This is a genomic window from Copranaerobaculum intestinale (genome assembly GCF_009831105.1).
Taxonomy (GTDB): Bacteria; Bacillota_I; Bacilli_A; order Erysipelotrichales; family Erysipelotrichaceae; genus Copranaerobaculum; species Copranaerobaculum intestinale.
The window spans coordinates 1-26157 of the sequence record NZ_WUUQ01000002.1 but is presented as its reverse complement, the minus strand read 5'-3'; the positions used below and the strand labels follow the sequence as shown (position 1 = coordinate 26157).

The window sequence follows — 26157 nt, the reverse complement described above, 5'->3', positions numbered from 1 at the left end:
CTTATCACTATATGTTATCATATCATTTTTCAGGTGTATAAGCAATCCAGAAATGTAGTAATTGCGGACCTTTTATGCTGTAGATACGCTGCTTTTGCATACTTGTTTTTCCACCATCCGGCGGCTTTAGGAAGCAGATAGTCATTCCTTAAAATCTCCTGTTCAAATGGTTCCATGCCACTCAATATCTGATCGAATTCATAGGCGACTTCCAGATTGATATACTGTGCCGTATCCTCATGAATCTCGTACATGCTGTGACGCTTATTTTTTAAGGCACTGCTCCGATACATCCGTCCCAGATAAAGCATGAGCTGATGGCGGTCTTTTTCATTTAAGTTCCGTGTAAGCATGCTTCTCCCCCCGTTTTGCTTACATATACGCAAGCTTCATTATAAAACCTAAAAAAAGAGAGTGAATTATCACTCTCTAACGTAAGAAAACAAACCACAACAGCAGCCAGATTACCAGCAAAATCGCCAAAATGATTGGAACGAAGGTAATCATCGCTGCAATGAACATTGCCAGACCATCGTGCTTTTCAAACTCGACATCGTCAAATTTTTTTTGAAGCTCTTCATCTGTTTTCATCCGTGCATCTATTTTCTCTTTTAAACTTTTGCGCATAGCCTATTTGGTCCTCAAATGACAGGCAACGAAATGATTCGGTTCTACTTCAACCCAATCCGGTGTGCACTCCTTACACTTATCAAATGCAAATTTACATCTCGTGTGGAATTTACAGCCCTTTGGAGGGTTGACAGGGCTTGGAATATCTCCTTCCAAAATCTGCAGTTCTTTATTATGAACATCGGTGGTAGGGATAGCATTTAATAATGCCTCAGTATATGGATGCAGTGGATTTTCAAAAATTCTTTCTGATGGTGCAGATTCCACCATATTTCCAAGATACATGACCCCTATTCGATCAGAGATATATTTTACCACACTCAAGTCATGTGAGATAAACAGGTACGTAAGATTCTCTTTTTGTTTCAGATCCTGAAGCAGATTCAGAATCTGCGACTGGATGGACACGTCCAGGGCAGATACTGCTTCATCACAAACGATGAATTTCGGATTCAGAGCCAACGCGCGGGCAATTCCGATACGCTGACGCTGTCCGCCTGAGAACTGGTGAGGATAACGATGAATAAAGTATCGGTCAAGACCGCACTTCTCCATAATTTCAATCACATAATCCTCCAGCTCCTGAGAACCTTTTTTAAATTTTTTGTGGCCAACCAGCGGTTCGGAAATCAACTGGCCAACCGTAAGACGAGGATTCAAAGAAGAATACGGATCCTGGAAGATAATCTGAATATCTTGGCGAAGGATACGCAGTTCTTCTTTACTCAATAGCCCTAGATCAATTCCATGATCCCATAGCTTTTCAGCTTTCAGGAAAGCTTCATTCTGTTCACAGTCAGAACGCAGCTTATCAAGCTGGCGGCGCAGCTCCTCCTGCTTTTCAACAGCTTGTTCATAAGCAGCTTTTGCCGCACTGTCAGTTTCCATATTGGCTGCGGCTTCCACTACTTTGCAGCCAGCCTGGTACTCCTCATACAGCAGTTGTCCTGCTTTGGACAGATCCTTACTGTAAATCAGACCACCGGCTAAATGTGCCAGTTGGTGATAAACGCGATCGGCATCATCTGCCGCAAAATTATGAACATCTTCTGTTTCCGTAATTTTCGATGCCTTCTCCTGCAGGCTTTTTAGCTTCGATACATGAGATGGCAGATTTTTCAGAAATTTCGCAACATAAGCAGGCTTATATTCATAGATCGTACGGCCGTAATACACCGTATTACCCTGCGTTTGCGGATACAGCTGAAGCAGGACACGTCCCATGGTGGATTTACCGCATCCCGATTCACCAACCAAACCGAATGTTTCACCGCGGTGAATATTGATCGTAATACCATCATTTGCCTTTACATACAATTTTTCTTTCTGTAAAAAGCTTGACTTTTTTAATGGGAAATATTTTTTCAGATTATTGATACTGATTAACATGTCTTTATTGTTTTCCATTATTTGTCACCTCTCTTTACCGGAAAGAAACAGCGGATATTGTGATCCGGAGATACAGCTTTCAGCTCTGGTTCTTCATTACGGCACTTGTCGGTCGCATATTTACAGCGAGGAGCAAACTTACAGCCCTTTGGTAAATTCAACGGATGAGGCACCGCTCCCGGTATGGCATCCAGGCGTTTTTTCGGATCCGAATCCAAACGTGGAATGGATGTTAACAGCCCCTCCGTATATGGGTGAATGTATTCACTCTTTTGGAAGATCTTATCTACTGGAGCCGTTTCAACTACTTGACCGCAGTACATAACCGCTACATCATCCGCCATCTGATTTATAACCCCTAGATCGTGAGTGATAAAGATAATTGATGTTCCGGTTTCTGCTTTCAGGTCATTCATCAAACGCAGAATCTGCGCTTGAATCGTAACATCCAAAGCAGTTGTCGGTTCATCGGCAATCAGCAGTTTTGGCTTGCAAGCCAAAGCCATGGCAATCATAACACGCTGACGCATTCCGCCTGAGAGTTCAAACGGATAACTCTTGTTTACCCGCTGGGGGTTGGCTATCTTAACGCTTTCCAGCATTTTGATACTCTGTTCCTCCGCCTCTTTCTTGGACATGCCTTGATGCAGGCGCAAAACCTCTGATATCTGACGGTTAACCGTAAAAATCGGGTTCAGCGATGTCATCGGTTCCTGGAAGATCATCGAGATGTCATTTCCGCGAATATGAGACATTTCTTTCGCGGTTGAATCTGAAATATTTTTACCCATGAATTTGATTTCGCCTTCATAGATTTTTTGATTCTTTTCAAACAATTTTAAAATACTCATGGCAGTCTGGCTTTTACCGCTGCCGGATTCTCCTACAATACCAAGGGTGCGTCCTTCTTCCAAAGACAGGGTTACACCATTCACGGCTTTGATCAAACCACGCTTGGTTTCAAAATAAGTATGGAGATTATTAATTTCAAGTAATTTCATAATGGCCTCCTTACTTCTCATTTGCCTTTGGATCAATCGCATCACCCAGAGCATTACCAATCAGGTTAACGCTCAGGGCGGCAATCAGTACGCATACCGCCGGCAGGATCCACTGCCACCAGTAATACTGTATAACCGTTGAGTCCTGTGCCGCATTCAGCATATTGCCCCATGACGGCATTGGCGGCTGAACACCGAAGCCCAAGAATGACAGTGCAGCTTCCTGAAGCATCATGATTGCATAATTCAGTGTCATATCCACGATTGCCATACTGATAACGTTAGGCAGGATGTGGCGAAGCACGATACTGTGTTCCTTGATTCCCATAGCCCGCGCCGCGAGAACGAAATCCTTTTCACGCTCGATCAAAATCTGCGAACGAACTAAACGCGCCAGCGGCGGCCAGCTTAACAGTCCCAGAATAACCATGATCAGATACATTTTGTTATCGGAAGACATCTGCGTTCCGATGAATGAAGATAAGGTAATCACCAATGGCATAAACGGAATCGAAGTGATGATCTCGGTCAGACGCATCAGCAGATTATCCAGCCAGCCGCCCTTGAATCCCGAAACCATACCGATGAGCACACCGATAAATGCAGAAATCAATACAGCAATTACGCCGACCAGAAGCGTTACTTTACCGCCGTGCATCAAACGGATAAAGACATCACGTCCGGTACCGTCCGTACCCAGCAGATAACCATTGTTTCCCCAAGATGCGATCACTTTATTATCATCGTTGACCGCATACATTTGGAAATAGCTCGCATATACTTTTTTAGTGCCCTTTGCATCCGCAGGAACATTTGTTTCCTTCAGTGCATCAGAACCCCATGCATAAACCTTACCGCTTTCACCAACCGCGTACAATGCATTCTTGGCACCGGCAACAGATATGACCTTTTCTTTGATCTTCGGTACATTCAGCAGTCCATTATCCGTCGAGCCCCAAACATGGATCTTTCCCTGATCGTCCAGCACTACCGCGTTACGGAAGGACATCGCATAATCCTTAACTTTCAATTCGCCGCTGGCGATCTTCTTCGGGATATTATCCGTTAACGGACTGCCGCTAACACCGAGCGGAACCAGTCTGCCATCATCCAGCAACAGCAGCATATTGTAGGTAGAGGTGCGAACCTCCTTGATATGTCCCTGATACTCATCCGGTACAATATCAAGATGATTGGTCATCGTGCTTCCCCAAACATACAGCTTTTTCTGATCAGTCAATACTGCCGAATATTTGTCACCGGCGAAGATATCTACCACTTTCTGATCAAATAGACGATTCTTGACTTCAAACGGAAGCTGATCCTGATTAAAGTTGTTATAACCCCAACCGATCACTTCACCGTTCTTTGTCAAGGCCAGCGCATGACGATCACCGACCGCGATCTTCGCAATTGTTTCGTCGGTTACTTCACTTGGTATATCAAAGGCGCCTTCCAAATTCTGCCCCCAGCTATACACCTTGCCGTCGTTATCCAACGCGATCGTAAAGGTCGCTCCCGATTGGATATCTTTTACACCGGCTTTATTCAAATCCTCGTCATAGCTCAGATAGCCGCGGCCCGGTTTGATATCCTGCAGCAGCGGTTCTGTATATAACGGATCCATCGGATAGAACATCGATCCGATAAAGGTGAATGAAAAGATGAATAAGAATCCGACAATTCCGATCTGGGCAAGCCGATTATGAAGAAAGTTCTTCATAATGACCTTAGACGGGCTCTGAATTTCCTCTTCTTCCAGTACATTCAACTGTTTACGGCCAAAGAAACCGCCGCTGAACAATGATTTCAGAGAGTGTCCGAACTTCTGAAATGCATTTTCTTTTTTCTTGTCGTTCATAAGACCTCTCCTTAATCTAATTTAATACGCGGATCAACCAATGCATATGTGATATCCGCGATAAAGTTGCTTGCCAAATAGACAATCGCATAGAACATATTCATGGCGATTACCAAGAAGCCGTCACGGCGGTTCAGCGCCGTCAATAATACCTGCCCCAAGCCGTTCCATACAAATACCGCTTCCGTAATCATGGATCCGCTGAATAGGGTTGAAATTTGTGCAATAACAACAGTTACGATTGGAATCAATGCGTTGCGGAAAGCATGTGAATAGACAACCACTTTCTCACTTAACCCCTTGGAACGGGCAGTACGGATGTAGTCCTGCGACAAAGCATCCAGCATTGCATTACGAACGTAACGGATCGTACCAGCCAGCGATGTAATTGTCAGCGTCAGCACTGGCAGAATCATATATCTCACCCATTGACCGATATTGTTTAAATCAGCCGGCATGCCGTTAGACGGCAGCCATTTTAATGTCAAGGCAAATATATAAACCAAGCACAGGCCGATAAAGAAGGTCGGCACGCTCATGCAGACAAGTGAAAACACCTGCCAAAACTGGTCGATAATTGAGTTTTTCTTAATTGCGGAACGAATTCCAGCTAAAATCGAAATACTTAATGCCAACAGCAAAACGAAGAAATTCAAAATTACGGTATTTTTTAACGGATCGGCGATGACGTTTTTCACATCATCATTTTTCCATGTCGAATAACCCAGATCGCCTTTGGCAACATTGCTTACCCATGCGATATACTGCTCAGGCAGCGATTTGTCCAAACCGAGCTGTTCGGTGATTTCTTTACGCAGCTGTTCCTTTTGTTCAGGTTTCGCACTCGTTGGGATCATCATATTCACTGGATCCCCCGGCATAATCTTATTCAATCCGAATAAAATGATCGAGATCGCGAAGATAACCGGTATCAGCGAAAAGATGCGTTTTATTGAATACTTAATCATGTATATACTCCTCTCATGAAGAAAGGGGATAGTTAATATTTAACTATCCTCTCTTTTCGTGCTATGAATAGATTAAATAATAATACTATTCTGCCCAACTAACGTTACAGATGATCTCAGACCAAGAAGACATAGGTCCCGTTTTGAAACCTTTCAGATCTGCGTTGTAGAAATCAAAGTATTCATTAGCGTATACTGGAATTTCCGGAACAATTTCATTGAAACGTTTCTGGAATGCCAGCCATGCTTTTGAGAATTCCTCATGCTGATCTGGTTCAAGGTTACGCATTTCCTGCATCAGCTTATCCAATTCAGCATCTTTTGTGTTGGTAGGATTCAGAGAAGTACCTGCGTAGATAGAAGCGAAGGATCCCTGACTCCATGGATCGTAAACTGGTGTAAATCCAGTAGCCATATTAAAGGTATTGTATTTTCTCTGAGCTTCCGGTTTCTGAGCAGCGTTGTAATAGTTATCCATCAAACCTGCAAAGTCAGTTCTCTCGATAGAGAATTTAATACCAACCTTTGGTGAATTCTTTAAGAATTCAGTTTCCAATGCATCGGTAACAGTGTTGTCTTCAGTACCTAAGTGGTTGATCGTCAACGGCTGTTTCTGTGCATTGTAACGATAGTAATCTTTTGTTTTCTCAGCTTTGGTAACATCCCAAGGAGTTACACCGTCTGCTTCAAACTTCCATTCCGTAGAATCAAGTTCTTTATTTGCATTTTCGATATTGTAAGTGTAGTGATTCAATTCACTTTCAACAGCTTCTTTGTTTTCCTGGTACATCCACTGTGCAGTTCCATAGTCACCGTAAACAGTAGAACCGTAACCGCCTAAAACTGTCTGAATGATATTGTCTTTATCCAGAATGTAGTTCAGAGCACGGCGAACAGCAGGATCTTTTGTAGCACCGAAGTCATTGTGAATAGGAACGTTACCATAACCGTTACGAGCATAAGAGCTTGCTTTAACGCTGGAGTTCTTCTTCGCTTTTTCAATCTTCTTACCTTCTACTACGCCAGTCAATACATCTACTTCACCAGCCAGCAGCTGATCCATATCAGTTTTCTGGTTGACTGTCTTAACTAAAATATTAGGAATGGAAGGTTTATGTCCTTCATAATCACCCTTGAAATATTTGTTCTTAGTCAGTTTTACCTGTTTGTTTTTGAAACTAATCAGCTTGTACGGGCCGCTGGTAACTTTTGGATTGGTACGATATTCAGATTTTGTTTTCTGAGCAACATCATTCAAATCTACGCCTACCAAAGTTGCGCCTTTTTCTGATGATTCGATTTTTGCATCCTTACCTGCCAGATAAGTCATCGGTTTCGGATAAAATGCAACATAGCTCTTCTCGAAGAAGTATGGCAGTTTATCTGCTGCGATCGTTGCAGAGAATTCATAATCGCCATTCAGCTTAACGCCCTCAAAGGTACCGTTGTCACCTTTTTTCTCACGGTATTCCGGTACTAATTCACCATTAGCATCATAAAGAGGATCACCGTTTTCGTCCGTCTGGAAACCTAACAGCGGAATGCGCTTGCCTTCTGAATCCAATTCATATCCGTCTTTATCATACATATCGCTGACTTTCACTTCATTATCAGCAGCATTGGCTTTCTGGATTTTTTTATCGGTCTCACGTTTGTAGACGATATCAGCAACACCGCCTTCTTCCTGAGATGACAGACCAGCATGATATTTCGCATAACCGGTCAGACCTTCACCCATCGTATCTGCAGCTAAGGCAGCAACCCATTCATCGGAAGCGCTCAGCAGGATGTTGAAGACAAAGTCCTTTGCAGTCAGATCAGAACCGTTTGACCATTTTAAGCCTTTCTTAATTTTGAAAGTGTAGGTCTTGGAACCATCAGCATTTTTTGTAGCTACCGGTTCACCATCCAGAATGGTTTTGTTTGTTACGAAATTACCTTCAGCATCATTGTCATAGGTAATGTAGTAATTGTGCAACACATTCTTGATTTCCAAATCATAAGAACTGTTGCCAAAACCGTCGATGAAATCACCATTCATCTCAGTCGCTGCTACAACAAGTGTGTCCTTCTTGCTGTCGCCGCTGCCGCAGCCTACCAATGAAACGCCCATCAGTCCGGCTACGAACAAAGTTAACAACTTTTTCATATTTTCCCTCCTATCAATTTTCCATTGATAATGTAGTCATTATATCGTAATATCCAGGTTATTTCAATAGGTTTTGATTTCCATTATCCCATATTTTCATGAAAATTTTTTCATGTTTTACATAATTTTACTTGAAAAATCGTTACTTTTGACATGAAATAACCATAAATTCCCAGATATTAAGCGATATTTGCAGGTTTTCTACACTACTTTAAATATATATGTTTCACCATTCTGAAAAAATGCTGAAAATATTTTCAAAAGGAGTTAAACCCTTTCTTACCAAAAAATTTCCAATTTTGCACATAAAAAAACTTCCTTTCGGAAGTTTTTGGACTATCTCATGTGGTATGGCTTTACGTAAGCAGGAACCCCATTTTCCATGATCAATGCCGGTTCACCCTGAATCAACGGTGTGAAATATTCATAAGCTTCTTTGCTCAAACCTGCATAGTTCGGAAGAATCCATTCGCTTGGAATGTTCTTTACATGGTTTGCAAATTCATCTGCCGGTCCGGCAATATAATTTACATCATATTCAGCTCCGCCCTTGCGAACCACACCGACTACCTGACCGGTAAATGCTGGATTCATCGAACGCATATGCGCGGACATACCCAACTGGAATGCTTCAGTAACGTCTACTTCTGACTGCAGATAGTTTGCACAGCGCTGAGCAGTGCTCAAATCCTGTACTTTCGCACGAGGAGCGATTCCTGCTTCCAAAATCATATTTTTAACTGCGTTTCCGGCACCGCCTAATACCGCATGGCCAAAGCCATCATTGACTGCTTTGCCGGCAGCCAAGTAAGAACCGTCAGCGAAATGAGCGCCTTCACTCACTACGATATAGCATTTGTTTTTCGTTTCCATGCATTTTTTTACTTCTGCCAAGAATACTTCCTGATCAAAATCTTCTTCCGGCAGTACCAGCAGGTCTACTTTATTACTGATGACAGAGCTTCCTGCCAGCCAACCGGCGTCGCGCCCCATCGTTTCCAAAATAAATACTTCAGAACGGGTATACACGTTATAATCCTGCCAGGTAGATGTAACAACTGCATTCACAAATTTTGCTGCACTTGCAAATCCCGGGCAGTGATCTGTAACCATCAGATCATTGTCTACAGTCTTCGGAATGCCGACAAAGCGTTTTGCGATATTATTTTTCTTAGCCCACTGGCTCAGTGCATCTACGGTATCCATAGAATCATTTCCGCCGATGTAGAACATGATTTCAATATCATATTTATCCATTACCGCTACCAGTTTACGGTAATCTGTTTCATCATCCCGTTTTAATTTATAACGGCAGCTTCCCAAACAAGAAGACGGTGTCTGACGAAGAACCCGATTTTCAAAATCACTCATATTGGTAAGATCGTATAAACGCTCTTCCAAAATTCCTTCAATACCGTTCAAACCGCCATATACTGTGTCATAAATCGGATTTAACTGATTGGCTTTCACAACTCCTGCTAAGCTAGCGTTAATAACAGTAGTAGGTCCGCCTGATTGTGCAACTAAACAATTAGCCATTCTTCATTTCCTCCTATATCAAAGTACTTGTATATTTTATCACATTCTGTGCGTCCTGAAAAGTTCTCACTTGGATTTCTGTTTATACCGCCGCTGGTCCAACATCTGTGCCACGACTGAAATCACCAAATCGTTCACCATCAGCAAAATCGCCAGCCATAGATCGGTAAAAGCCAAAACAAGAATACCCGCAAAAACCCCGCCCATATAGATGCGAATGCGCTTGTATGCGTCCTTATCCTTGCCCTGCGGTTTCAAAAGATTCATAAACAGGGTCATCGGCCGCATCACCAGCAGATACAGAAAATCAATATAGGCAAGCAGCATCCAAAAAAACACGGAATCCTGCGTATAGAATCGCTGAAAGAAAACAAGTGATACCAGATAAATCATGAACAGCCATTCAATCTGATTGATCCATTTTGTACCTTTCATATTACCACCTTCGTTCGAGGGTAATTATATCATGCTTTAGTTTCGCGTGCCATCCTTAATCCCGGCATCGTGATCCTGCAGCTTACGGCGCAAAAAGATCATCTTAAAATCATGAGCCTGGAAAGGGATGAGCGGATAGAGATAGCTGGTTTCGGTTATCGTCTTATTAGCGGCGATAATGATCCCCATCATAGCAAGTCCGATCACAAACCCGACGATTCCCCCAACCGCTGTAAACACCAGCAGCATCACCCGCATGAACTTGATCGCATAACCGAGCTCATAGCTTGGCTGCGTGAAATTTGCCAGTGCAACAAACGCCATGTAGAGAATAACCTCCGGGGCAAACCAGCCTGCTCCCACAGCGAAATCTCCAAGAATCAGCGCACCGATAATACTGAAGGAGCTGTTCAGCGAGCTTGGCGTATTCAAGGATGCCATTTTCAGCGCATCAATGCCAAACTCCAGAATCAAAAACTGCCAGATGATCGAAACCGCACCGGTATCCTTAATAATGATGAATTTTAGAAATGACGGAACCAATTCAGGATTGGAATTCAGCAGATACCAAAGCGGAGTAATTAACAGGGTCAGCAGAAAGACCATGATTCGGACAATTCTTAGATAGGTACCGGTAAGCGGAGGCAGATAATAATCCTGTGCCTCCTGAACAAAGTCGAAAAAGGAAGTTGGCAGAATCAGCACAGACGGTGAATTATCAATGATCAGCACCAGCTTCCCCTCCAGAATATTACTGGCCGCCGCATCCGGACGTTCAGTGTAGCGTACTTTAGGAAACGGATTATACCATTTGGTATGCACCAGTGCTTCCGCTAAGCTCTCCTGTGCCATCGTTAAAGCATCCGCATTGATTTCATTCATCCGCGTTCTTACCAGTTCCAGAACATGAGCATCTGCTTTGGTACTTAAATAACAGAGCACAACATCGGTTTTGCTTTTGGTACCGACGCTGTGATACTCCATACGCAAATGCGTATCGCGTATTCTTCGCCGAATCAAGGCAGTATTGAAAACCAGTGTTTCTACAAAACCGTCGCGCGAACCGCGCAGCACCTTGTCATCCTCAGGCTCACTCATACCGCGGGTCGGATATGTTCGGGCATCAATGATCAGCGCTTCACAATATGCTCCGGCAAGCATGACAACGGAGCCGGATAACACAGCTGTTACCAAATCACTGCAGCTCCCCTGCTCATCTACCTCCACATAGGGAATCAAAGATAATGAAAAATCATGAATGCTGGCAAAGGAATGTTCTTTGGAATATGCCAGCAGGAATTCCATAATCCGCTCCATGATGTCATCCTTCACAAAGCCATCAATAAAATAAAACACAATTTCATGTCCCTGAAAATACAATGGACGCTTAACAATATCAAAATTCTGATCAACCTCCAGCATCGTGTCCAGCAGCCGAACATTTTCCTGGTAGTCAGAAGTAAGCTGTATCATATTTTTCACCTCATCCTTAGGATGAGCAATTCTCGTTTCTTTCATACAAAAAAGCACGCAAGCGTGCTTTTAGGAATGCGTGTGGATGCCCCGATACAAATACTCCGGCACATCATCCTTGCTTAACATGCCGATATGATCACGCCATCTCAGCAGAAAGAACGGATCACGAAGCAATTTCCTTCCCAATAAAATCAGATCGCAATCACGCTTCTCCAAGATGCGTTCAATTTCGTTCTCCGTAGTAATCAATCCGACTCCCATGATCGGTAAATCGGTGTGTTCTTTTAAATATTTAGCATATGGCATCTGATACAGCGGATAACTGTATATAGGACTTTTATTCAAACCGCCGCTGGATACGCTGATCATACTGACGCCGAGTGCTTTCAGACGGTTGATGATCGGCGGAAAGTCCTGCATATGCAAGCCGTTTGGTTCATATTCCTCCGCACTCAGGCGGACGCTGACACATCCTTCAAACATTTTGACACAGACTTCCGTAATCTGTTCCAGCAGCAGACAGCGGTTTTCTCCATATAAATCATCCCGCTGATTACTGAGCGGTGACAAAAACTGATTGATCAGATAGCCGTGTGCGCCGTGAATCTCAATAAAATCATAATTCAATTCACGAGCCCACATTGCCGCATACTCGAAATCATGAACGATCGCCTGAATTTGATTTACATTCAGACCGATCACTCCCTCATCGTCCATCGGTCCAAAGCGATCATTACCGAATAGATTTTTAAAGCCGGCATGATTAAGCTGAATGCCGATTTTGGTGCCGCAGTGATGAACGTTATCAACGATCCGCTTCAGCATCTCCCGCTGACGGGGGTTATAAATTCCCAGACAATTTTCGGATATGTGCCCATGCTCATTCACCGCAGTCGCTTCCTGCGTAATGAATCCAGGCTGTCCCATCGCGAGGGTCGTATAATGCGCGGTATGAAAGTCATTCGCAACACCGTCGTGGGTCTCACATAAATAGGTGCACATCGGCGGCACTCCGATGCGGTTGTCAAACGTCAGATTCCCAATTTTTACTTTTTCAAATACCTTCATGCTTTACCCCTATCCCAGTTGTTCACTGTATGTTTCCCATAGTGCCATCCGATTTTCTATTTCATTGTTTACATCATCGATCTTATCATCGAGTTCCTGCATTTTTTGATAGTCATGATAATACTCCGGATCAAATCGAAGCTCTCGCAAAGCGGTGATCTCCTCTTCCAATTGTGCAATCTGAGTTTCCAGCTTTTTCACTTCCCGACCGATATTTACCGTTTTCTTCGGTTCACTATGCTTCTCTTCTATTTTTACTTTATGGCTGTTTTTATCAGCCGCGGGTTGATTGCGATCCATATATTCCCGATACGTTAACGGATAATACGCAGCACCATCCTCGTCGATGACTAAAATAGCAGTAGCTAGCTGTGATATGAAATATCGATCATGTGATACAAACAGCATAGTACCCTCATAATTGCGCAGCGATTCCTCAAGCGCTTCCTTGCCTGCTAGATCTAAATGATTGGTCGGTTCATCCAGTACCAGAAAATTCGGCTGATTCAGCATGAGCCGAACAAAGCTCAGCCGCACTTTTTCACCACCGCTTAAAACATCCACCGTTTTGAACACATCATCACCGCTGAACAAAAAACATCCCAGCGCCGTACGTACCTCAGTGCGGGTCAGATCACTGTATTCCTGCCAAATTTCCTCCAGCACCGTGTTGGTGGAATGAAACTGTGCCAGTTCCTGATCAAAATAACCCGGTTCAATTTGATGTCCGTATAAGAAGGAGCCGGAAAGAGCCGGTATCTGATTCATAATCGTTTTGACAAACGTTGACTTACCCTTGCCATTCGGCCCCAGTACCGCGATTTTCTGTCCCTGCAGAATTTCCAGATTCACCGTACAAAGCGGCTTATCGTAGCCGATTGTCAGATCCTTGACCTCCAACACCCGCTTACCGCCTTTGATGCGGGGAGTAAACCGAGCGTGAAAGGTTTGATCATCTGATTTCGGATCATCGATACGCTCCATCCGATCCAGATATTTGATCTTAGACTGGGCAAATGCCGCTTTATTTTTCTTGTAGCGAAATTTTTCAATGAGATCCTCCATCCGCTGAATTTCCTTCTGCTGACGGGCATAAGCACTTTTCTGACGTTCAATATCACTTTTCTTGGTTTCTACATAGTTCGAGTAATTTCCCGGGTAACGACGCATCACGCCGTATTCCAGTTCATAAACAACATCGCACACATCATCCAAAAACATGCGGTCATGCGATACTAACACAACCGCTTTCGGATAGCGTTTTACATAACCCTCCAGCCATTCAATCGTCTCCAGATCCAGATGATTGGTCGGCTCATCCAACAACAAAATATCCGATTTGGATAACAATAGCTTAACAAAGGCAATCCTGGTTTTCTGTCCTCCGGAAAAGGTATCCAGGGTACGCTTCAGCATTTCTTCCTGAAATCCAAATTTCGTAAATACGCTTCGCATTTCAGACTCCCAGGTATAACCGCCCATTTCTTCAAAGCGGCTTTGTACATCCGCATATTTATTTAAAAGCTCTTCACTGTGATCGTCTGCCATTTGAGCAGTCAGCTGTGCAAGCTTCGTCTCCAGCTCATGAATCGATGTAAATGCGGTTTTCAATTCTTCTTCAACACTGTGAGTTTCATCCTGAAAGGTCGTCTGCGCCAGATAACCGATACGCACTCCATTTTCCTGATGAATCTCTCCAGCATCTAATTCTTCTTCTTTTGCGATAATCTTTAGCAGGGTGGTTTTACCGCACCCGTTGCGTCCGACGATCGCTACTTTTTCAGTATTGCGAATTTCAAACTGAATATTCTCGAATACTGTATCTGCACCATAATGTTTCGTACCACGATGGATCTGAAACTTCATGTTATCACCTTCCTGTCGTTATTTGTTCTTTTCTACATGTAACGTTCGGGCGATGGAATCGGCTGTAACCTTCATGATCTTGGCACGATTATCTTTCCAGTAAGCAGCATCCTGCTTATTTGTAAAATAACTGTAATAAATAGAAATCGTTTGGATCCCTTCTCTATTATCTTTCGCAAAAGCTCCATTCTGCGTCGCCGCTGCTTCTGAATACATACCGGCTGCAGTAGCGCGGCCGCCGCTTTCACGGATATACATATCCCCATCATAAATCTTTCTTCCATCGACACCTTCCACCAAATCCGCACTCATCACTCCGGCATTATCCAGATCGGTGGCATAAATCGTATTACCCGTTAGCTGGGTATGTTTCTTTAAATCATATAGTAATGCATTGGCAAAAGTTGCGGAGCTGTAATTGGAGTGATAAATTTCCATTCCTTTCACCGAATCATACGTACTCTCATTCTGTCCGATATGAATCATATAGCGGGCTTTGCTTCGATAAGCTGCTCCCAGTCTTCCTTTTTCTCCGTACGTATCAACTGCTTTATCCATTTTATCGCGGGTAATCAAGACCCGTAATCCGTAGGCTTCCAAATCTTTCTTCAAAGCTACTGCCGCCTGATAGTTTTCCTGATATTCTACCAATCCGTTTGCTTCGACCCCTTTATCAAGTTCATAGGTAAAATCCTTATTATAGCCTGCCGGATCAAGGATCACATCATATTGCTTATCTGATGGTTTCGCCGCTTTCACTTCCAAGAACAGGTAGTCCTGATCCAAGGTTTTTTGGTAATCTTTCTTTAAAAAATTCCTGTCCGCAAACAGATTAATCTTGTTTATGCTTCCTTTCCGCTTGACCGTAGTAAAGCTATTATCATGAAACACGGATGTATAAACTGCTCGCTTTGGCTGTAAATCATCGATTACAAAAATTTCGTACATGCCGGGCGTCAATTCATCCAGTGCGATCTGACGGTCTGCTGCACTTTCAAACACAAACGGAAATTTCTCACCGGTACAAAGATTGTTTAGCTGTACGGTCTTTCCGGCCAGCGGATCGTTTCCTTCTGGATGATAGGCGTTCTGCATCAGATTCAGGGTTTCTCCATAATAGAAATAATCGCTGATTGCATATGTACTTTTATATTGCTTACTCAGCCGCTCAGCAGTTTTTTCCTGAGAGAAATCACAGATGGTATAGCGTTTTGGTTCCGGTGATACTGCGTTGTGCAGCACGCTCACAAGAATATAGATACACAAAAGCAGCAGCACCAGCAGCGGTGCAGCCACTTTCCAGCGAATTTTTAATTTTCGATGTTTCGGAACATACGCCATAAACGAACGCCTCCTTTACAATCTGATATCTTTAATATGTTTTGGCTTTTGGTCATCCTTTGGCGGATAGGACATATGATGAACCGATACCTCTGCATCCAGCAGCGATTTGGGAGTATTGGGAATTGGCAGTTCAGTATCCTCAAACGGTACATAAGTTATTGGATAAACATCCTCATACGGATACACGACCGGATCCTTGATCAAATCAAAACACCAGCAAAGGTCATACCCTATCAGTTTACTGCCTTTTTTCTTATTTATTCGTCCATAATGACGGGCATTCCAAACAAAGAGCTTTTTCAGCGGCAGCGGATTCAGATGTAAATTCTCGAACAGCACGATAAACGGCAGAAGCACCAGCTGTACGATTCGCCAAAGAACATCCTTCCAGCGTTTTTCGCTGACATAATCAGCAATGAATACATCAATGAATAAACCATCTCCATCTTTGCATCGATTTTTCAAAAGAAAATTATATTCTTCCACATAAGTGCCCTTCAGACGAATTTTCATCGCCGGAATCAGCACATTATATTCCTTATGAGTATCAAAGCACTGCACGTAATAGCAATCCGGCAGATCATTCACCGCTTTTAAAAAGCGCTTATAGTCATCATACATCATACAGATATCCGCATCATCATCCCAAGGAATAAAGCCCTGATGGCGTACCGCACCAAGACATGATCCGCCGCTTAAATAATAGGGTATGTCATGTTTACGGCAAACCGCATCAATATCTTTCAGCATCTGCAGCAGCACCTGCTGTACATCGCGTACAGTAATCGTACTACCGTCACTGTTTGTCTTTAATATATATTCTTCCAAAATAATCACCTAATGTTATTATAGAAGAAATTAACCACAAGTGCTATCCCTATCGTAAAAAATGTCGAAAACACGATGATAAAGCTCTTTATCATAAAAACGACCAGGTACATAACCAGGTCATTTTTAGATGATATTAAATGATTATTTAAACATATCATGTTACTTCTATTTCATTGACGATAACGCTTCCTAATGCTCTGTTTATTTATAGATTAAAATAATGAAGCCAACGATCAATGGCAATGATAAAACAAGAAACGTTTTGTAGTTCAAAAATGGACGCTTGAATTGTTCCTCAGCTTGTTTTTGATCATACCAAGGCACTCTGCCGAAAATTGAAGGAATATAAGCCGCACTCGCTGCCAATGTCAGAATCGCTATGGCAATACCAAAATACATTTGTATCTTCATAATACGGAATAAGTCCAACAAGGTTAAACCTGCCACAAAAGCAATATAGATAATAACAAGCAATCTCTTTGTTTCCTTTTTCATAAGATCACCTTCTTTAATTCATCATAACCCAGAAAGATACCCATGTAAAGCATCTATATAAGACGCGGTATTTGATCAAAATTCTAAATTTCTTGGTGTGCGTGGAAATGGTTCTACATCACGGATATTTTGCATGCCGGTCATATACATCAGCAGGCGATCAAAACCTAAGCCAAAACCAGCGTGCTTACAGCCGCCGTATCGGCGAAGATCCATGTACCATTGTAGGTTTTCCTTCCCCATGTTCAACTCACTCATGCGCTGATCCAAAACATCATAGCGCTCCTCACGCTGGGAACCGCCAACCAGTTCACCGACGCCGGGCACCAACAGATCGCAGGCCGCCACCGTCTTGTTATCATCATTCACACGCATATAGAAAGCCTTGATTTCTTTTGGATAATCAATCAGGAAAACTGGACCATTCACGACCTGTTCGCAGATATAACGTTCATGCTCGGAGTTTAAATCCATGCCCCAGAACACCTTGTTTTCAAATTTCACATCAGCCTTTTCCAGAAGCTCAACCGCCTCAGTATAGGTCATACGTTTAAATTCACTGTCCCGTACCTTTGTGATGCGTTCGATACAGCCCTTATCAATCATGGAATTGAAAAATTTCATCTCTTCCGGAGCATTCTCTAATACATAGGTAATACAGTATTTCACCATATCCTCAATCAGATTCATATTATCGTCCAGATCCGCAAAAGCAATTTCCGGCTCAATCATCCAAAACTCTGATGCATGCCGAGATGTATTGGAATTTTCAGCGCGGAATGCCGGACCAAAGGTATAAACATCGCGGAAAGCCATTGCGAAGGCTTCTACATGAAGTTGTCCGGTTACCGTCAGAAATGCTTCTTTGCCGAAGAAATCCTCCTCGTAATTCGCATCGTCACGAATCGTTGCTTTAAACATTTCACCCGCTCCCTCACCGTCATTGCCAGTGATAATCGGGGTATGCACGTAGACGAAGCCCTGATCCTGAAAGAACTCGTGTATCGCCATCGACAAAACAGAACGCAGACGGAATATCGCATAAAAGGTATTTGCACGCGGACGCAGATGCGCGATCTCACGCAGGTACTCAAAGCTGTGACGCTTCTTCTGCAGGGGATAATCTCGGTCACAATCCCCTTCCAAAACCATTTCTGTCACCGCGATTTCAAATGGTTGTTTCCCTTCCGGAGTGAGCTTGAAACGGCCGGTTACCGTTACCGCCGCTCCGGTCGGATATTTTTCCACCTCGCCGAAGTTTTTCAATTCATGTACATAAACCAGCTGCACATTGCGGAAATATGTACCGTCATTCAATTCAATGAACCCCAGTTTACCGCTGGAGCGGTTGGTGCGAATCCACCCCTGAAGCTGTACATACTCCATTGTATCCAGCTCCACATGGGAGCCGCTCATCACCATTTCGTACAATTCCCTTACTGTCATAAATTCAAACATACTATCTTCCTCCTGCTTTTTTCGCTATAAATAAGACATGATTGCTGATTCCCAGCATTTCCGGCTTTTCACATATGTGAAGGTGGAAATTCAGCCAGGTTTGATAATCCGATTCACTTAGGTTATTCACTTTATCCCGCAGCAATTCACTAAGTCCATCAGCTCCTGCCTCGGTTATTTTCTTTAACCCGCACTGCTTCATGAGTACATGCGCCTCATCAATCGTCATAAAGCTGAAAACATTGTCAGTTAAATGAAACGTGGTACGATCATATTCACCGTTAGAGAAGTGGTGCGGATTATTCGCAAACTGCTCAGTGATCATACACATATCATTCGATAAAAACGCGAAGATCATCACCCCGTCAGCCTTGCATACCCGCTTCGCTTCTTCAATACAGGCAGCCTTATCATGCATTTCGTGAAGATGATACAAGGGCCCAAGACACAGCACAATATCAAAGGATTCATCCTCATACATCGATAAATCCCTGGCATCAGCTTCCCTTGCTCGTATACGCATACCCGGTTTCGCTTTCTGCTTTAATCCATCAATATGATGCGTCATTAAATCTACCGCCTCAACCGCATAACCGCGTTTTGCATATTCCAGACTGTAAGCCCCATAGCCACACCCAATATCCAAAATACGATCGTCCGCTTTCACATACTGATTGATAAAATGAAGCGTCGTTTGAAATTCCACCTGAGTAGCCGGAGTTTGAAAACGTTCATCTTCATTGATTTGCTGATAAAATTGTGTAAGATCCATCGCCTGCGCCTCCCCATAAAAAAACGCTCCTGTACAGGAACGTTTGATAAACGCGGTGCCATCCTGATTGCCGTTTTGCCAACAGCCATCTTGATTTTTGCTTAACGTGCAAATCCGAAACCGTCTACTTGATTTCTCCGGTTTTACTCCATGAGTGTTGCTGCTTTATGTTTTGATCATGAACTCACACCATCTTCACTCGCTTGGGATCATTCGATAAAGGCTCTCATATCATCGTAATATTGAGTTATATTGATAATACTACATTATTAAGAGGAAAAGCAAGAGCAGATTGAAATATTTCTATCATCGATTACACCGCTTAAAAAAAGGAACTGATCCCTTTAATATAAGCAGATCTCATTCTTTATCTGAAATTTCAAAAATGCATTATAGCAGTCTAAATAAAATAACTCCTTTTCCGATACACTGCTGTTACTTAACCATATATGACTTTTAACATCATATACACACATAGGTCCATCGTCGTTCTTTTCCGCAATATCAATTTTCGTTGGTGCTTTATTCCAGACAATTAAAATGATTTTAACAGTTGAAAAAGAAAAACCAAATTGCTTATTTTTGACATGGATAAAAATCGCATTTGGAGTGCTGCTATACTCGGCACATAGTTTTTCTTTTCTTTCTTGATCTCATATTTGACGAAGCTCTAATTGATAATTTATTTTCAGATTTTATCAATTTGCTTACAATCATAAAAAAGTGTGTTTCCACACTCTTATTGATTTAATGCATTGGTTTCAAACACCAATTCCTGAATGGACGATACCACATCAACAGCTTTGAGAATTACGCTCTTGGGAACCTGAATATGTTCATGCGTAAAGTCAACCAGACCGATGATTCCACAATCAACCAAGCGGTCAACGGTTTGCTGAATATCATTGGAAATCGCTAAAATCGCAATGCGGCAACCTTCCGGTATGCGCTTTTCCAAGTCGGCCAGATCATAGACCGGAATCCCGAAACGAACCCCTTGTCGATCTGGATTGATATCAAACGCACAAGCTATTTCACCAACTACATAATCCCATTTATTATATTTCATCAACGCACGTCCTAGGTTGCCTGCTCCGACCAGAATAATCTTTTCATCAAAGCCCATGCCGAGTTCCTGATTGAAAATTTCAATTAATCTCTCAACATCATACCCATAGCCCTGTTTGCCTAGATTGCCCAAAAATGAGAAATCACGGCGGATTGTTGTCGGTTCAATATTCACAACACTAGCGAGCTCTTTTGACATCACCCGATCGATTCCGCTGTTCTGTAATTTACGTAATGCTTTCAGATAGACCGGATATCGCTGCAGGGTCGCCTTCGGTACATTTTTATTAGCCATTTTCATCACCTCGTCAAAGTATAGCATAAAAGTAGGACTTTGTGAATATTTTGGAAACTTGAACTTACATTTCCATACTGCAGTCTGCCGTTAAATCAAAATCACCGCGCACTCCGTGCTGATAGGCAATCGTACCGGCTACACCGATCATTGCCGCATTATCAGTACAGCAGGATAACGGCGGAATGATATAATCGATATCCGGATACGCTTCCTCCATCAGCTTGGTCAAACGCTCCCGCAGCCGCGAATTTGCGGCGACCCCACCAGCCAATACTACCTGCGCCGGATGCTTTTGATCAATGGCGATTTTCAGTTTATCCAGCAGCTCATCCAAAGCCGTTTCCTGAAATGAAGCCGCCAAATCGGCTGCCACATACGTTTCGCCTTTTCGCTTACAGCGATCGATAAACTGGAGAACTCCCGATTTCAGACCACTGAAAGAATAATCCATTTCCCCGGCCGTTTTTGGATGCGGAAGCTTATAAACCGGTTTCCCTTCTTTCGCCAGACGATCGATCTGCGGGCCGCCCGGATATGGAAGTCCCATCACGCGGGCAACTTTATCATATGCCTCACCTACCGCATCATCCTGTGTAGTACCTAATATTTCGAATTCATATTCTGCTTTCAGATAGACAAGTTCGGTATGACCACCTGAAACCACCAGCGCCAACATCGGATATTTCAAATTTTTTACCAGCGCATTCGCATAAATGTGACCGCAGATGTGATGCACCGGAACCAATGGCTTATGAAAAGACCAGGCCAGTGTTTTCGCAGCCTGTACTCCCACATGCAAAGAACCGATTAATCCCGGCCCCTTGGTAACTGCAATCGCATCCATATCAGAAACTTGCTTATTCGCCTTTTTCAATGCCTCAGCAATTACCATGGAAATATTCTCAACGTGAATGCGGCTCGCCACTTCGGGTATCACGCCGCCGAATTCTTTATGCACATCAATCTGGGTAGCAACTACATTCGCCAGCACCTGATTGGTATTTTCAACGATCGCCACCGCTGTTTCATCACAGCTTGATTCAATGGCCAGTATACATGTCTGCTCCATTACCATTCACCTCCCAGACCCTTTACCATGAGGATCGCATCCTCATGATTGTCACTATAATAGTTTTTACGGATACTTGCTTCGACAAAGCCGTAACGCTGATACAATGACTTTGCCGGTTCATTGGACATCCGAACCTCCAATGAGATCACGCTACAGTATTTTGCTTCGGCTGCTTTGATCATTTCATCCATCAATACCTTCGCAATCCCCCTTCTTCGCGCCTCTTTGCTTACCGCAATTGATGCGAGCTGACAGGTATCAAAGGTAATCCAATAGTCGATATAGCCGAGTACGATCCCATCCTCTTCATATACGTAAAGATATGCAAAGGTATTTTCATGCAGTTCATAAACCATCTGCTGATGCGTCCAATGACTGGAAAACGCCTGCGCTTCGATTGCCAGTACAGCTTCCAGATCTCGATCCTGCATTTCCCTGATCATATTATCCAACCTTATATGCACTCTGTTCCTTCAAATATTCCGGAACAAGAATATGCACATTTTCAACACTATTCCATACCGGACGAAGCGCAATAAAGTTCGATACAAAATCCGGTTCTTTTGATTCCACATCAATCAGTGAGGTATCACCTATCAACAGTGCAGGATCAGAATTCATCGCTTGAATCTCATCCAATGTCATGATACATGGACCATCTAGAAAAGTACCGTCTTTCAGTTCTCCAAAATACGCGCGGCTGCTGCGGGCATCGAGCATCACATAAGCATGCTTAAGGCCTGCATACAGCTGTAACGTGCTGATCGTGTAGAGCGGTACCTCTTTGGTCGTACAAAAGACCTTAGCAATACTCATCGCGATCCGCACCCCGGTATAGCTGCCCGGACCATCGGTAATCACGATTTCATCAATATCTTCACTCACCCAACCCGCTTCATCCATTAAACGAATCAGCTCGGGAAAAATAGTTTCCGACTGCCGCTTCCAGGAAGGACGTGAAACCGCATTGATCAAACAGTCATTCTCATATAAACCAATTACCAGATAGCGATGTGCAGTATCCATACATAATGTTTTCATACAAGTTCCTCCAGCATGTCATCGTACTTACGGCCATGCGAAACGAATGTAAACATTCGTTCTTCTTCCCCTTCGCAGCGGCTGATAGAAACTTCCAAGCGCTCTGACGGAAGCTGTTTTTCAATATAATGGGGCCATTCCACCATACAGATACCGTCATCTTCAAACACTTCCTCAAAACCAAGTTCCTGCTCGATGCCCTCCAGACGATAGGCATCAATATGATAAAACGGCATATCCCCTTGGTATATTTTCAGGATCGTAAAGGTTGGAGAATTAATATTGCGTTTTACTCCCAGATACGTTCCCAATGATTTTGTAAAGGTTGTTTTCCCTGCTCCCAGATCACCGCTTAACGTAATCAGGGTGTGCGGAGTAATCAAAGCCGATAATTGTTTTGCCAAATCATCGGTTTCTTTCAGTGAATGCACCTTGATTTGTTTTTCCATTTTAAAACCTCCCTTGCTTTTTAATGTTTCTGACGCTGATGCAGCGCCCAAACTGCCGGTCTATATAAGATCCGATTAACCGGGATATCAAATTCCCCAAGGAATTCATTGATCAGAGGATTAAAATTATCCTTGAATTTGGTCAAGCCGTCATCAAGCGTATTGGCAACTCCCCCCATATTAACACTATGACAACCATTCTCAAAGGCCCATTCCATGGTCTTTGGCCAGACATAGTATTGTGCCATGCATTTCTTATACCACTCATCAGTACCGGCATACAATATTTCACAGGTAGGCCCGCAGATCACCGATAGGGTACCCGCAATATATGCCACATCACCATCGCGTTGCTGAAAGGCGGTCAAATCCTGAACTTCCTTGCTTCGTGAATCTTCCAGCTCTTTTAAAGTACGAAGCTTCTTGACCGCATTTTCCGGACATTCAGCAATCTCCTTTTGGACTTTTGACAATGCTGCAGCCGCATCTTCCAGCGCCTGCTTGATTGGCAGCTTTGCCAAAATGATATAAGCATCCTTGCCATATGTTTCCATCAACAGCCGAAAATAATCGCGATTGCGTAAGCTCACGCCCTGACGCGCTTCGGTTTTTTTCGTTAATTCGGCAAAAACATCCACCATTTCAATACCGTGTCTTTCAATTAACACATGCCGTTTCATCGCGACTTTCAAAAGCTTCTTTGTATGTCTGGGCAGATTTTCCATAAAATTATCGACATAGTAAACATTTGACTGAAACCGCGGCTGAATCGTAGCATGCATATCCATCGAGAATCCTTGATGAATTCCACCGGCAGCTTCAATATTCTTTTTAGCTGTCAATGCTTCCTTATGTACATCATCATTTCGTTCATGCGAATGATAATCGTTTAAATGAATATTGGGATCCATTTTGATAAAGAGTGCCTTGTGCTGCTTTCCAAGTGCTTTTAGCTGCTTGATGAAATATGTAACCAACGATTGATTTTGATAATCCAGTAATGGACCGCGCGGTATATAAATCATCGTATATCCTAATGGCAGCGGCTTCATTAAAAGCAATGCAGCCCCCACCAGTTGTTGATTCTCCATAACACCGACACGCATTGATTTCCAATTATGCTTAATCGAAGCCCAACGCGCTGACTGCAGGAGGGAGCATTGCGGATGATTCTTTACAAATTCATCATATATGTCCGCATCCACCTGCGTTGTAAATTGATATGGCATAAAATTCCTCCTTACAACCATACGTTATTATACCACAGATTAAACGGGATAACCGAAAAAAGGCCCTGCTTATCTTCAAGGCCGTTAAAAGGTTCCAAGATGAATTTTGAAATCATGGAATGTAAAGCTTATCGTATAAAAAGACTACTATCCATGACGCTTACGTTTACGCTTTCGCATCATATATGCATGATGAGCGACCGTATATAGGAGCTTATGAACTGGTAAATCAAATTCTCCGAGATACTCCTGAATCAACGGATTAAAATTTGTCTTAAATTTAGTAAGACCGCCGTCCAGCGTCCCCTCAAGTCCCCCCATATTGCATAAGCGACATTCGCGATGAAAAGCATCCAGTATCGGAGTCAAATGAGTCAGATAGGGAGCCATATACTTACGGTATTTCCCATCCATTCCCATATACAGCATTTCCGCCGTATCTCCATAATAAACGATCAAGGCTCCTGCTATATAAGGATTTTCGCCATCTTCCCTGATACAACGTTGGATATCCGTAAGCTCCTTCCTTACGGTCATGATCGAGTACTGTAAAGATTCTTGTTTATCTTCATCCCTTTGAATCCGTTTCAGTTCCTGCCCAAGCTTTGTTAAACGGTCATTACAATCAGCAAGCAAAGCAGGTAAATTGATCCTGAGCCAGATAAATCTTCGCATCCTGTGATCCGTATGTTTCTAATAAGCTCTGAAAATAATTCTGATCCCGCAGTGCAATATGTTTTCGCTGTTCCGTCAGCTTCATCAATCGGGTGAAGGCTGACAGCATTTCAGCTCCGTATGTCTGTACGGTAACATGTTTTTTCCGTGCAGTACGTATATGACGCTTCGTGTGCCGCGGTAAATGATCTTCAAACAGCCGATCATAAAATACCGGAGCCTGAAAGCGCGGCTGGATGGTATCGCTCATTTCTTTTGAGAATCCTTGGTGAATACAACCGCTCGCTTTCAAATTATTTAATATCGTAAGCGATGATGATAAAGTTACATCAGTTCGATTCTCTAATCGGTAACTGTTCTTTAAAATTCCCGCGTCAAATTTAATAAAGACACAATGTTCAGATTCAGCCAGTTTTTTTAGTTCTGTAAAAAAGAACGAAACAAGCTCCTTATCCAAAAAGTCCAGAATTGGTCCCCTTGGCAGGTAAAACATAGTAAATGATAATGGAAGCGGCTTAATCAAAACGAGTGAGGAAGCAACCAGATTACCTTGTTCGTTTCTTACTCCAACCAGCTTATGATTCCAGGAGCTCTTTATCTTTGCCCAATTGGAAGACTGTAAGAGATTGCACAGCGGATGCACCGTCACAAAGGCATCATGCTCTTGTTCTGATATGTTAACTTGAAATTGATATTTTGTCATAAATATTCCTCCCTATCCGTAAAAGTACAGTTATATAGTTAAGAATATTCAAAATGAAATGAATGAAAAAAAGATATTTTGTTGTGAAAATACAAAATATCTTGTACATAAGCAATTATCTATAAACGTGTACATTTATAGACTATCTGTTCATTAAATCCTCTTATAAGATAAACCTCTTGCAAATAATTGTCAAATGTAATCTTACAATATTACAAGAACCGAAGCAGGAAAGGAATAAAAAAAGACTCTCAACAAAGAGAAGAGAGTCGATCACCTGGCAATGAGCTATCTTCACACGGGGCAGGCCCGGTTATTGTCGCCGCTGGAGTGCTTAACT

25 protein-coding genes are annotated in these 26157 nt (G+C 42.9%); all 25 read right to left on the bottom strand.

The features are described 5' to 3' along the window. Window positions 1-29: 29 nt before the first annotated feature. The 25 genes from GSF08_RS04910 to GSF08_RS04790 all read right to left on the bottom strand — a co-directional run bounded on the left by GSF08_RS04910 (window position 30) and on the right by GSF08_RS04790 (window position 25817). Window positions 30-353, bottom strand: coding sequence for an MG284/MPN403 family protein (locus GSF08_RS04910; RefSeq protein ID WP_160624739.1), 324 nt, complete (start codon window positions 351-353; stop codon window positions 30-32). Between the two features lie 76 nt (window positions 354-429). Continuing rightward, window positions 430-627, bottom strand: a complete 198-nt coding sequence (locus tag GSF08_RS04905) for a hypothetical protein (protein ID WP_160624738.1) — start codon at window positions 625-627, stop codon at window positions 430-432. Between the two features lie 3 nt (window positions 628-630). Next, entirely contained in the window at window positions 631-2037 is a 1407-nt protein-coding gene (locus GSF08_RS04900) for an ABC transporter ATP-binding protein (protein ID WP_160624737.1), read from the bottom strand. Then, the gene (locus GSF08_RS04895) at window positions 2037-3020 is read right to left on the bottom strand and encodes an ABC transporter ATP-binding protein (protein ID WP_160624736.1); all 984 of its coding nucleotides are present in this window, start codon (window positions 3018-3020) and stop codon (window positions 2037-2039) included. The genes GSF08_RS04900 and GSF08_RS04895 overlap by 1 nt, the downstream gene beginning before the upstream one ends. A 10-nt stretch (window positions 3021-3030) precedes the next feature. After that, complete coding sequence (locus GSF08_RS04890; RefSeq protein WP_160624735.1) at window positions 3031-4881, bottom strand: ABC transporter permease subunit; 1851 nt, start codon at window positions 4879-4881, stop codon at window positions 3031-3033. An 11-nt stretch (window positions 4882-4892) separates the two neighbouring features. Continuing rightward, a complete protein-coding gene (locus GSF08_RS04885) occupies window positions 4893-5849 on the bottom strand; it encodes an ABC transporter permease (protein WP_160624734.1) in 957 nt (318 codons plus the stop codon). 85 nt (window positions 5850-5934) lie between these two features. Beyond that, window positions 5935-7998, bottom strand: a complete 2064-nt coding sequence (locus GSF08_RS04880; RefSeq protein ID WP_160624733.1) for an ABC transporter substrate-binding protein — start codon at window positions 7996-7998, stop codon at window positions 5935-5937. 336 nt (window positions 7999-8334) lie between these two features. Continuing rightward, window positions 8335-9537, bottom strand: a complete 1203-nt coding sequence (locus GSF08_RS04875; protein ID WP_160624732.1) for a diphosphate--fructose-6-phosphate 1-phosphotransferase — start codon at window positions 9535-9537, stop codon at window positions 8335-8337. 66 nt (window positions 9538-9603) lie between these two features. Then, window positions 9604-9972, bottom strand: coding sequence for a hypothetical protein (locus GSF08_RS04870; RefSeq protein WP_160624731.1), 369 nt, complete (start codon window positions 9970-9972; stop codon window positions 9604-9606). Between the two features lie 36 nt (window positions 9973-10008). Further along, complete coding sequence (locus GSF08_RS04865; protein ID WP_160624730.1) at window positions 10009-11445, bottom strand: spore germination protein; 1437 nt, start codon at window positions 11443-11445, stop codon at window positions 10009-10011. 69 nt (window positions 11446-11514) lie between these two features. Beyond that, window positions 11515-12516, bottom strand: a complete 1002-nt coding sequence (locus GSF08_RS04860) for an oxidoreductase (protein WP_160624729.1) — start codon at window positions 12514-12516, stop codon at window positions 11515-11517. A gap of 9 nt (window positions 12517-12525) precedes the next feature. Further along, entirely contained in the window at window positions 12526-14382 is a 1857-nt protein-coding gene (gene abc-f, locus GSF08_RS04855) for a ribosomal protection-like ABC-F family protein (RefSeq protein WP_160624728.1), read from the bottom strand. 18 nt (window positions 14383-14400) lie between these two features. Next, window positions 14401-15723 carry an N-acetylmuramoyl-L-alanine amidase gene (locus GSF08_RS04850; RefSeq protein WP_160624727.1) on the bottom strand — a complete coding sequence of 441 codons (1323 nt, stop codon included), beginning with the start codon at window positions 15721-15723 and terminating at the stop codon, window positions 14401-14403. A gap of 15 nt (window positions 15724-15738) precedes the next feature. Beyond that, window positions 15739-16563, bottom strand: a complete 825-nt coding sequence (locus GSF08_RS04845) for a LicD family protein (RefSeq protein WP_347337983.1) — start codon at window positions 16561-16563, stop codon at window positions 15739-15741. A gap of 195 nt (window positions 16564-16758) precedes the next feature. Further along, a complete protein-coding gene (locus tag GSF08_RS04840; protein ID WP_160624725.1) occupies window positions 16759-17052 on the bottom strand; it encodes a hypothetical protein in 294 nt (97 codons plus the stop codon). A 75-nt stretch (window positions 17053-17127) separates the two neighbouring features. Continuing rightward, window positions 17128-18510 carry an asparagine--tRNA ligase gene (gene asnS, locus GSF08_RS04835; protein ID WP_160624724.1) on the bottom strand — a complete coding sequence of 461 codons (1383 nt, stop codon included), beginning with the start codon at window positions 18508-18510 and terminating at the stop codon, window positions 17128-17130. 1 nt (window position 18511) lies between these two features. Then, window positions 18512-19282 carry a class I SAM-dependent methyltransferase gene (locus GSF08_RS04830; protein WP_160624723.1) on the bottom strand — a complete coding sequence of 257 codons (771 nt, stop codon included), beginning with the start codon at window positions 19280-19282 and terminating at the stop codon, window positions 18512-18514. A gap of 739 nt (window positions 19283-20021) precedes the next feature. Then, entirely contained in the window at window positions 20022-20645 is a 624-nt protein-coding gene (locus GSF08_RS04825; RefSeq protein WP_160624722.1) for a redox-sensing transcriptional repressor Rex, read from the bottom strand. A gap of 64 nt (window positions 20646-20709) precedes the next feature. Beyond that, a complete protein-coding gene (tsaD, locus tag GSF08_RS04820; protein WP_160624721.1) occupies window positions 20710-21717 on the bottom strand; it encodes a tRNA (adenosine(37)-N6)-threonylcarbamoyltransferase complex transferase subunit TsaD in 1008 nt (335 codons plus the stop codon). Continuing rightward, a complete protein-coding gene (gene rimI / locus GSF08_RS04815) occupies window positions 21717-22163 on the bottom strand; it encodes a ribosomal protein S18-alanine N-acetyltransferase (RefSeq protein WP_160624720.1) in 447 nt (148 codons plus the stop codon). The genes tsaD and rimI overlap by 1 nt, the downstream gene beginning before the upstream one ends. A gap of 1 nt (window position 22164) precedes the next feature. After that, window positions 22165-22761 carry a tRNA (adenosine(37)-N6)-threonylcarbamoyltransferase complex dimerization subunit type 1 TsaB gene (gene tsaB, locus GSF08_RS04810; protein WP_160624719.1) on the bottom strand — a complete coding sequence of 199 codons (597 nt, stop codon included), beginning with the start codon at window positions 22759-22761 and terminating at the stop codon, window positions 22165-22167. Continuing rightward, window positions 22758-23210 carry a tRNA (adenosine(37)-N6)-threonylcarbamoyltransferase complex ATPase subunit type 1 TsaE gene (gene tsaE, locus GSF08_RS04805; RefSeq protein ID WP_160624718.1) on the bottom strand — a complete coding sequence of 151 codons (453 nt, stop codon included), beginning with the start codon at window positions 23208-23210 and terminating at the stop codon, window positions 22758-22760. Before tsaE ends, tsaB begins: the two co-directional genes overlap by 4 nt. Before the next feature lie 20 nt (window positions 23211-23230). Then, entirely contained in the window at window positions 23231-24439 is a 1209-nt protein-coding gene (locus tag GSF08_RS04800; RefSeq protein WP_160624717.1) for a peptidoglycan bridge formation glycyltransferase FemA/FemB family protein, read from the bottom strand. A gap of 147 nt (window positions 24440-24586) precedes the next feature. Beyond that, window positions 24587-25114 carry a peptidoglycan bridge formation glycyltransferase FemA/FemB family protein gene (locus GSF08_RS04795; protein ID WP_160624716.1) on the bottom strand — a complete coding sequence of 176 codons (528 nt, stop codon included), beginning with the start codon at window positions 25112-25114 and terminating at the stop codon, window positions 24587-24589. Beyond that, the gene (locus GSF08_RS04790; protein WP_160624715.1) at window positions 25065-25817 is read right to left on the bottom strand and encodes a peptidoglycan bridge formation glycyltransferase FemA/FemB family protein; all 753 of its coding nucleotides are present in this window, start codon (window positions 25815-25817) and stop codon (window positions 25065-25067) included. Before GSF08_RS04790 ends, GSF08_RS04795 begins: the two co-directional genes overlap by 50 nt. Window positions 25818-26157 lie beyond the last annotated feature (340 nt).

Coding starts and splice junctions, on each gene's coding strand:
- GSF08_RS04910 (WP_160624739.1), bottom strand. CDS start 353: ATGCTTACACGGAACTTAAATGAAAAAGACCGCCATCAGCTCATGCTT.
- GSF08_RS04905 (WP_160624738.1), bottom strand. CDS start 627: ATGCGCAAAAGTTTAAAAGAGAAAATAGATGCACGGATGAAAACAGAT.
- GSF08_RS04900 (WP_160624737.1), bottom strand. CDS start 2,037: ATGGAAAACAATAAAGACATGTTAATCAGTATCAATAATCTGAAAAAA.
- GSF08_RS04895 (WP_160624736.1), bottom strand. CDS start 3,020: ATGAAATTACTTGAAATTAATAATCTCCATACTTATTTTGAAACCAAG.
- GSF08_RS04890 (WP_160624735.1), bottom strand. CDS start 4,881: ATGAACGACAAGAAAAAAGAAAATGCATTTCAGAAGTTCGGACACTCT.
- GSF08_RS04885 (WP_160624734.1), bottom strand. CDS start 5,849: ATGATTAAGTATTCAATAAAACGCATCTTTTCGCTGATACCGGTTATC.
- GSF08_RS04880 (WP_160624733.1), bottom strand. CDS start 7,998: ATGAAAAAGTTGTTAACTTTGTTCGTAGCCGGACTGATGGGCGTTTCA.
- GSF08_RS04875 (WP_160624732.1), bottom strand. CDS start 9,537: ATGGCTAATTGTTTAGTTGCACAATCAGGCGGACCTACTACTGTTATT.
- GSF08_RS04870 (WP_160624731.1), bottom strand. CDS start 9,972: ATGAAAGGTACAAAATGGATCAATCAGATTGAATGGCTGTTCATGATT.
- GSF08_RS04865 (WP_160624730.1), bottom strand. CDS start 11,445: ATGATACAGCTTACTTCTGACTACCAGGAAAATGTTCGGCTGCTGGAC.
- GSF08_RS04860 (WP_160624729.1), bottom strand. CDS start 12,516: ATGAAGGTATTTGAAAAAGTAAAAATTGGGAATCTGACGTTTGACAAC.
- abc-f (WP_160624728.1), bottom strand. CDS start 14,382: ATGAAGTTTCAGATCCATCGTGGTACGAAACATTATGGTGCAGATACA.
- GSF08_RS04850 (WP_160624727.1), bottom strand. CDS start 15,723: ATGGCGTATGTTCCGAAACATCGAAAATTAAAAATTCGCTGGAAAGTG.
- GSF08_RS04840 (WP_160624725.1), bottom strand. CDS start 17,052: ATGAAAAAGGAAACAAAGAGATTGCTTGTTATTATCTATATTGCTTTT.
- asnS (WP_160624724.1), bottom strand. CDS start 18,510: ATGTTTGAATTTATGACAGTAAGGGAATTGTACGAAATGGTGATGAGC.
- GSF08_RS04830 (WP_160624723.1), bottom strand. CDS start 19,282: ATGGATCTTACACAATTTTATCAGCAAATCAATGAAGATGAACGTTTT.
- GSF08_RS04825 (WP_160624722.1), bottom strand. CDS start 20,645: ATGGCTAATAAAAATGTACCGAAGGCGACCCTGCAGCGATATCCGGTC.
- tsaD (WP_160624721.1), bottom strand. CDS start 21,717: ATGGAGCAGACATGTATACTGGCCATTGAATCAAGCTGTGATGAAACA.
- rimI (WP_160624720.1), bottom strand. CDS start 22,163: ATGATCAGGGAAATGCAGGATCGAGATCTGGAAGCTGTACTGGCAATC.
- tsaB (WP_160624719.1), bottom strand. CDS start 22,761: ATGAAAACATTATGTATGGATACTGCACATCGCTATCTGGTAATTGGT.
- tsaE (WP_160624718.1), bottom strand. CDS start 23,210: ATGGAAAAACAAATCAAGGTGCATTCACTGAAAGAAACCGATGATTTG.
- GSF08_RS04800 (WP_160624717.1), bottom strand. CDS start 24,439: ATGCCATATCAATTTACAACGCAGGTGGATGCGGACATATATGATGAA.
- GSF08_RS04795 (WP_160624716.1), bottom strand. CDS start 25,114: ATGCGAAGATTTATCTGGCTCAGGATCAATTTACCTGCTTTGCTTGCT.
- GSF08_RS04790 (WP_160624715.1), bottom strand. CDS start 25,817: ATGACAAAATATCAATTTCAAGTTAACATATCAGAACAAGAGCATGAT.